We start from the raw sequence: 6,492 nt of genomic DNA on the forward strand, positions 1-6,492 counted from the left end.
AAATTAGTCTCTCTGAATATTATAATAATAAGCACTATTTGGAGGGACTAAAAGTGTATATGTTTGATTCAATAATAAACATATTAGGTAGCAATATACTATTAACAGCCTATGTTACAGGTAATAATTCTTTTCCAAAACCATTAAAGGCAGAAGAAGAAAAATATTATTTAAAACAATTGGAAAAAGGGGATATATCAGCAAAAGGAGTACTTATAGAAAGAAATTTAAGACTTGTAGCCCACATAGTAAAAAAATATTCATTTCCCGGAAAGGATATGGATGATTTAATATCTATAGGAACTATAGGTCTTATAAAAGCCATAGATTCATTTAAAATAGACAGAGGCACAAGACTCGCTACTTATGCAGCAAAGTGCATTGAAAATGAAATATTAATGCTTATTAGAAATAACAAAAAAACAAAAGGAGAGGTATATCTTCAAGATCCAATAGGAATAGATAAAGAAGGCAATGAAATACCCTGGACAAGTTATCAGTCTAGGGCTTAAGTTTAGGAAATATATCTATTCCAAAGGTATCTCCACGTTTATTCTTAGTATACTCAACCTTATTTACTAACTTTTTCATCAACTCATTTTTCAATTTAATATCATCTGTATTTTTATAACCATCTAGTAATTTTTGAAATTTAATTACATCTTCTTCTTTTACTACTTTTTTCTCTTTATTTATTATATCATTTATTTTTTCTATTCCAGAAGAAGTTTTAGTTATTCTTTCCTCTATATTTTTAGACCTTTCTAAAAAAGTATTTTCATCATATATACCTCTTTCTAAAAAATCAAACAGTTTTAATTTTTGTTCATTCAGTGCAGCCAATTCTTTTTCTAATATATTTACCTGACGTTCGTATGGCTTTATATCAGAGGTTTTATTCTGATTAGATATATTTATCCTATACTCCTTTAAGTAGCGTTCTAAGGCTTGGATAATAGCTTTTTCTGTAGAATCATATCTATTACTGATATTATCACATTTATTATTTCTACATAAAAGCCTATCTACTCCCTTTAATTTTCTCATAACCATTTTAAACTTACATTTACTACAAATAACTATACCCGCAAGAGGATTAGCAGGACCATTTACAAGTTGGTATGGAATATGGTATTTATTATTTAATATTTCCTGTGCTTTATTCCACATCTTCATACTTATCATAGGTTCATGCTTGCCATCTACAACTATCCATTCTGATTTATCTCTTGTTCTAGTATCTTTTACTTTATTAGGATTTTTAGATTTTTTAATTTCTTTCTTCTTCCAAGTTACTTTACCTATATAAATAGGGTTTTTAAGAATAAATAAAACAGAACTTCTAGAAAAATTATTATTAAATTTTGTTTTATATCCTAAGTTATTGAGATGTTCTGCTATAGATCCAGCTCCATTACCCTCTGTATATAATTTAAAAATTAATTTTATTATTTCACATTCATGTGGGTTAATTTTTAATGTTCTAGATTTTTTTATCCAATGTATATCATATCCTAGAGGTGGATTAGTTGCTATATAATTACCATCTTCTACACTTCTAACCCTACCACCTTGCATTCTACGATTTATCATCTTTAATTCTTTTCTAGACATGAAGGCTTCAAATTCAGTATACTCTTCATCAAAATCATCAGATAAGTCATAGGTTTTCATAGGTGTAATTATTTTAGTATTAGATTTTTTAAAAGTTTCTAATATAATGCCTTGGTCTTGCATATTACCTCTGCCAAGTCTTTGCATGTCCATAACTAATACACCAGTATATTGTTTGTTTTCAACTTCTTTTAAGAGCTCTAACATTTTAGGTCTAAAAAATAAACTTTCACCAGATACTATTTCTTCTTTTATTTCTACTATGTTTAATTTTTTTTCTTTAGCAAACTTTAATAATGCTTTTCTATGTTTGGATAAGGTTTCACCTTCACCTAAAGTTTTTTCAAGTTCTTCATCAGCACGTGATTTTCTTAAATAAATACAAATTTTATTCAAAACATCACCTCATTAAATATAATTATTTAATCCTTTTTATAATTACTTCTTTATGTTTGGCAACTTCATCTTCAATTCTATTAAGTTTCTCTGAATTTTGTTTATAACCATCAAATAAAGCTTCAAGTTTTTTACCATGGTCATTTTCAATTCTTATTACAGTTTTCTTAACTTCTGATATTTCACTTTTTAATTCAGTGCATATTTTTTCTTGACCTTCTTTTAAATCTGCATACATTTTTTCTTGACTTCCCTTTAGGTCTATATACATTTTCTCTATTAGTTCAAATATTTTTTCATTTTCCATAAGTATCATCCTTTCTATTATCTATTAGTAGTTACTTTACGTTGAAGATTAAATAAAACTTTCTCATTTTGACTTTCTTTATGAGTTAGATATTCAACATCATCTTTAATTTGATTAAGATTTTCAATGGATTCTGTACGAAATTCAGTAAGGTCAGCAGTTTGATTATATACAGCATTAACCTTTTCTTTAATTTCTATTATATCAGATTGCATTTTTTCCTGGGTTTCCTTAATTCCAGAAACTTCACCTTTAATACCAGCAACTTGGTCTTTGATTCCTGTTATTTCACTTTGCATTTTTTCTTGGGTACTTTTAATTCCCTTAATCTCACTTAATATTTCTTTTAATAAGTTTTCCATAAATAAAACACTCCTTATATAATATTTTAAAATATTTTCATAACCCCTAAAGTAGGTTCAAAATATATTAAATAGTTATCTATTTCGTAATATAAACCGTACTTAGTTTTATAATAGTTTATTGCTTCTTCTAAGAATTCTTCTGTAACATTTAAATAATCTGCCAAAGTATATTTATCCCTAGCACCATTATTATAAGCATTAACTAAATCTATGATTCCTATAAGTTTTTCATAACTCCATCTTCTAGCTCTGACCTCTTGTTTAAGATTTACAATCTTTGATTGATCAGTAATATCACCTACAGTTGTATAAAAATGCCCAAGTTCTTCAGCTAGTATACAACGTTTCTCTCTATTAGTTGTTAGATTCTTATTAATGGCTATTCTATTTCCATAACATAAACCATCTTTAGTTTTTAAATCTATTTCTTTAACCATTATATCGTTGTTAAAAGCTTCATCTAGTAAAGTATCATAGCTCATATAGTCACCTCACAGTTATTTCCATAGTTCATCATCTTTCATAAGATTTAAGTCATGTTCCATATCTTCTTTTGAGAAATTACCCTCCTTATCATGTGCCGCAATTGGCATTAAGTGATCTTTTTCTTCGTGAGTATACTTGTCTATTTGAGCAAGTTCTTCAACTCTTTTAATAGCTTCAGATTTTCCAGTATCATTCAGTTTATTGAAGTTTGTTAATAATGTTGTTTCTTTTTTAAAATTAATATTTTCCATTTCAGTTTCTGTTTTATCATCAAAATCATCAAGTGTACATCCTAAGACCCTAGATAATGATTTAAGGGTTTCTAGTTTAGGATCTTTAGTAGTACCGTTTAAAATTTTGTCCAACGTTCCTTTAGGTACACCAGACTTCTCGGATAATTGTTTTGAAGTAAATCCTTTTTCTTTTTTTAATTTTTCTATTATTTCCAGTCCCATAATACTCACCTCTTATCTATAGGATACTACTGTAAAAAAGTACTGTCAATAAAAAAATACCGTTAAAGGATAAAAAGTTTCAAAAAAAGTATTGACTTTTTCCGTTGAGGGGTATAATATGTAATCATAATATCCGTTGACGGAGAAAGAGGTGTGAAATATGTACCGTGAATTATTAGGTGAACTTGTTAAGAAAGGATTAACTAAAAAAGATTTAGCCAAAAAGATTGGTGTATCTGAAAAAACTATATTTAATAAATTAAATGGAAAAAGTGATTTTACACTTAGTGAAATAAAAAAAATAAGAGATCTAGTTTGCCCAGGTGCTTCATTAGAAAAATTATTTGAAAAATCAGAAATGAAAAAATTAAATTAAAAGGAGATGAAAGAAATGAATAGTCTACGAGTTATAGACCAAAGAGAAGTATTAAATAAAAACTTTAAAATCTATGGAAATATTGAAAATCCACTATTTTTAGCAAAAGATGTAGCTGAATGCATTGAACATAGTAAACCTTCAGTGATGTTAGAAGGGATAGATACCCAGGAAAAGCTAAAGGAAACAATCTTTACCTCAGGTCAGAATAGAGAAATGTGGTTCTTAACAGAAGATGGGCTTTATGAAGTTCTAATGCAAAGTAGAAAACCTATTGCTAAGCAATTTAAAAAGAAAGTAAAAGAAATTTTAAAAGATATAAGAAAACATGGAATGTATGCAAAAGATGAATTGCTAGATAATCCAGATTTATTAATACAAGTTGCTACAAAATTAAAAGAAGAAAAAGCTAAAAATAAAATGCTTGAATTACAAAATAAACAGAAAGAGCAAATCATAGGAGAGTTGAAACCTAGAGCAGACTATACAGATAGAATTTTAAAGAATAAAGGACTTGTAACAATAACACAAATTGCTAAAGACTACGGCATGACTGGAACAGGATTAAATAAGTTACTACATGAATTAAAAGTACAGTATAAACAAAATGATCAATGGCTTTTATATAAAGAACATAGTGGTAAGGGTTATACACATTCTGAAACTATAGATATTGTTAGAAGTGATGGCAGACCAGATGTAAAAATGAATACTAAGTGGACACAAAAGGGTAGATTGTTTTTATACAACTTACTTAGAGATAATGGGATATTACCAACGATAGAACAAGAGGCTGAAAGAGAATTTGCTTGTAATTAAAAGGAGCTAAAAAAAGACACCTACTCAAGTGTCTAAAGTAAATGGTTATTTCTAATTTTTTTAAGAATTTTAATATCCATTTCATGGGAGCCGGTAGTTTCTTTAATAACATCAATAGCATCTACAACATCATTAACAGATTTAGAAGTATTGGAAATAGCAAGTTCAATAATGTCTAATCTTTCACCTAGAGTTTTACCATCTTTATCTTTAGCTCTATCTAGTTGTTCAGAAAAGGATTGTTGAACTTCAGCTAATGTTTTTATATCAGTTTGAATTTTTTCAAGCATTAAAGAGTTTGTATCTACTTGAGATTTTATTTTAGAGGTAGTTTTTTCTAAGCCTTCAAAACGTTGATTAAAATTTACATATATTTTCTCAAGTAAATCATAAATTTTATTTTCCATTGTATCAGCTCCTAAAAAATTAATCACATTACCATTATACACTACTTAGGGAATTTTATGAACTTGGAAAATTAAAGTTATTAAAGCCACATTAAATTAATAGATATATAAGGAGGTGAGTATTATGGCAGCGATAGTAAGAATTATAGAGCCAGACATCTCAGATGAAGAAAACGAGAGAAACCTACAGGAAGTAATTGAAGTACTAGAAAGAATTGCAGATAGCATAAGCATAAGTAAAAGCACAAAGGATGAATAAGGCTTAATAGAGCCTTTTACCACACTTCTAGAAAAATACAAACACTTCACACTATATTTATATGCACATCTATTTATTATATGCACATCAATATCACCGCAATGGTGAAGAAAATAACTAAAGTAAAAAGATATAAATGTTGGAGGTAAATAAAGTGTTAAAACAAATGTTAGAGGGGAGAGTGGGGCATTTAAGTAATGACGAATTTAAAGAAGTTATGGATATAGTTACTGATGATATTAAGTTTAATCGCATTAATTTTGGTAAAAGAACAAATAAGATTGAATTAATAGAAATAGCTGAAAGATCACTACATGCACTTAGAAGAATGGAACTTGAATATGACAGATATGGAAGAGCGAAATATAATCCGTTCATTCATAGAAATACTGGAAAGCCATGGTCTAAGACAGATTTAAATTATTTAATTAATTGGTGTGACATTATAGGTCCAGATGAAATGAGTTTTGCATTAGAAAGAACTATAGCAACAGTTATGAATAAGGTTTACATCCTTAGAAAGAAAGGAGTTATGAATAAACATAAACGTATTAGAAATTGCAAAAGAGTTAGAAGTATGCATTAAAAAAAGAGCTGCAAGAGCAGCCAAATAAAAAACATAATTAAAAAACCTAACCTAAAGTATAAGAGAAAACGGAGGATTTGTAAAGATGATAAAAGATATAACATTAGCACTTTTAACAACAACTATAAATAGATATTCTAGTTTAGGTGACAGTATCAGAGCAATACACAAAGAAGCAGTGATTAACGATTTAACAGGTATTTTAGATTATGTAACAGATTTAAAAGAAGAGAATAATCAGCCTATAACAGTAGTTTTAAATTCTAATGGAGAAGTTGAATTTCTTAAGAAAAGGATTAGAGAACTTGAGGAAAGCTGTGAAACTGATAATGAAGTTATAGAAAAGCAACATAGAAAAATTAAGGAGTTACAGAATAGCAATTATAGATGGAATACACTTTGTGTTCAACTTAAAGCAAAAA

The 6,492-nt window shown here is 27.9% G+C and carries 10 protein-coding genes and 2 pseudogenes; 6 read left to right on the forward strand and 6 right to left on the reverse strand.

What is annotated here, in order from left to right; all coding sequences use genetic code 11:
* Positions 1-59: 59 nt before the first annotated feature.
* A pseudogene (locus B5D21_RS03465) lies at positions 60-482 on the forward strand (sigma-70 family RNA polymerase sigma factor); the annotation flags it as partial.
* Between the two features lie 19 nt (positions 483-501).
* On the opposite strand, the gene B5D21_RS03470 reads toward B5D21_RS03465, so the two are convergent.
* The 5 genes from B5D21_RS03470 to B5D21_RS03490 are packed head-to-tail and all read right to left on the reverse strand — an operon-like array spanning position 502 to position 3,623.
* A complete protein-coding gene (locus tag B5D21_RS03470; RefSeq protein ID WP_011099312.1) occupies positions 502-2,010 on the reverse strand; it encodes a recombinase family protein in 1,509 nt (502 codons plus the stop codon).
* Between the two features lie 22 nt (positions 2,011-2,032).
* The gene (locus B5D21_RS03475; protein ID WP_035125317.1) at positions 2,033-2,317 is read right to left on the reverse strand and encodes a hypothetical protein; all 285 of its coding nucleotides are present in this window, start codon (positions 2,315-2,317) and stop codon (positions 2,033-2,035) included.
* 17 nt (positions 2,318-2,334) lie between these two features.
* Complete coding sequence (locus B5D21_RS03480; protein WP_011099313.1) at positions 2,335-2,679, reverse strand: hypothetical protein; 345 nt, start codon at positions 2,677-2,679, stop codon at positions 2,335-2,337.
* Between the two features lie 26 nt (positions 2,680-2,705).
* Positions 2,706-3,164 carry an ImmA/IrrE family metallo-endopeptidase gene (locus B5D21_RS03485; RefSeq protein WP_011099314.1) on the reverse strand — a complete coding sequence of 153 codons (459 nt, stop codon included), beginning with the start codon at positions 3,162-3,164 and terminating at the stop codon, positions 2,706-2,708.
* Between the two features lie 15 nt (positions 3,165-3,179).
* Entirely contained in the window at positions 3,180-3,623 is a 444-nt protein-coding gene (locus tag B5D21_RS03490) for a helix-turn-helix domain-containing protein (RefSeq protein ID WP_052042385.1), read from the reverse strand.
* 160 nt (positions 3,624-3,783) lie between these two features.
* Here B5D21_RS03490 and B5D21_RS03495 point away from each other — a divergent pair, with 160 nt between their 5' ends.
* Positions 3,784-3,999, forward strand: a complete 216-nt coding sequence (locus B5D21_RS03495) for a helix-turn-helix transcriptional regulator (protein ID WP_035125315.1) — start codon at positions 3,784-3,786, stop codon at positions 3,997-3,999.
* A gap of 15 nt (positions 4,000-4,014) precedes the next feature.
* Positions 4,015-4,818 (forward strand): phage antirepressor KilAC domain-containing protein, encoded by an 804-nt coding sequence (locus B5D21_RS03500; protein WP_035125312.1) that lies wholly within the window; start codon positions 4,015-4,017, stop codon positions 4,816-4,818.
* A gap of 32 nt (positions 4,819-4,850) precedes the next feature.
* On the opposite strand, the gene B5D21_RS03505 is transcribed toward B5D21_RS03500, so the two are convergent.
* Entirely contained in the window at positions 4,851-5,252 is a 402-nt protein-coding gene (locus tag B5D21_RS03505) for a hypothetical protein (RefSeq protein WP_128993678.1), read from the reverse strand.
* A 97-nt stretch (positions 5,253-5,349) separates the two neighbouring features.
* Here B5D21_RS03505 and B5D21_RS14365 point away from each other — a divergent pair, with 97 nt between their 5' ends.
* The 3 genes and pseudogenes from B5D21_RS14365 to B5D21_RS03515 all read left to right on the forward strand — a co-directional run.
* A complete protein-coding gene (locus B5D21_RS14365) occupies positions 5,350-5,484 on the forward strand; it encodes a hypothetical protein (RefSeq protein WP_274542153.1) in 135 nt (44 codons plus the stop codon).
* Between the two features lie 154 nt (positions 5,485-5,638).
* A complete protein-coding gene (locus B5D21_RS14245) occupies positions 5,639-6,070 on the forward strand; it encodes a hypothetical protein (RefSeq protein WP_242651263.1) in 432 nt (143 codons plus the stop codon).
* Positions 6,071-6,155: 85 nt separating this feature from the next.
* Positions 6,156-6,492 (forward strand): annotated as a pseudogene (locus tag B5D21_RS03515) (hypothetical protein); the annotation flags it as partial.

Origin of the sequence: Clostridium tetani (assembly GCF_900167265.1) — a bacterium.
GTDB classification, from domain to species: domain Bacteria; phylum Bacillota; class Clostridia; order Clostridiales; family Clostridiaceae; genus Clostridium_G; species Clostridium_G tetani.

Coding starts and splice junctions, on each gene's coding strand:
- B5D21_RS03495 (WP_035125315.1), top strand. CDS start 3,784: ATGTACCGTGAATTATTAGGTGAACTTGTTAAGAAAGGATTAACTAAA.
- B5D21_RS03490 (WP_052042385.1), bottom strand. CDS start 3,623: ATGGGACTGGAAATAATAGAAAAATTAAAAAAAGAAAAAGGATTTACT.
- B5D21_RS03475 (WP_035125317.1), bottom strand. CDS start 2,317: ATGGAAAATGAAAAAATATTTGAACTAATAGAGAAAATGTATATAGAC.
- B5D21_RS14365 (WP_274542153.1), top strand. CDS start 5,350: ATGGCAGCGATAGTAAGAATTATAGAGCCAGACATCTCAGATGAAGAA.
- B5D21_RS03485 (WP_011099314.1), bottom strand. CDS start 3,164: ATGAGCTATGATACTTTACTAGATGAAGCTTTTAACAACGATATAATG.
- B5D21_RS03500 (WP_035125312.1), top strand. CDS start 4,015: ATGAATAGTCTACGAGTTATAGACCAAAGAGAAGTATTAAATAAAAAC.
- B5D21_RS03480 (WP_011099313.1), bottom strand. CDS start 2,679: ATGGAAAACTTATTAAAAGAAATATTAAGTGAGATTAAGGGAATTAAA.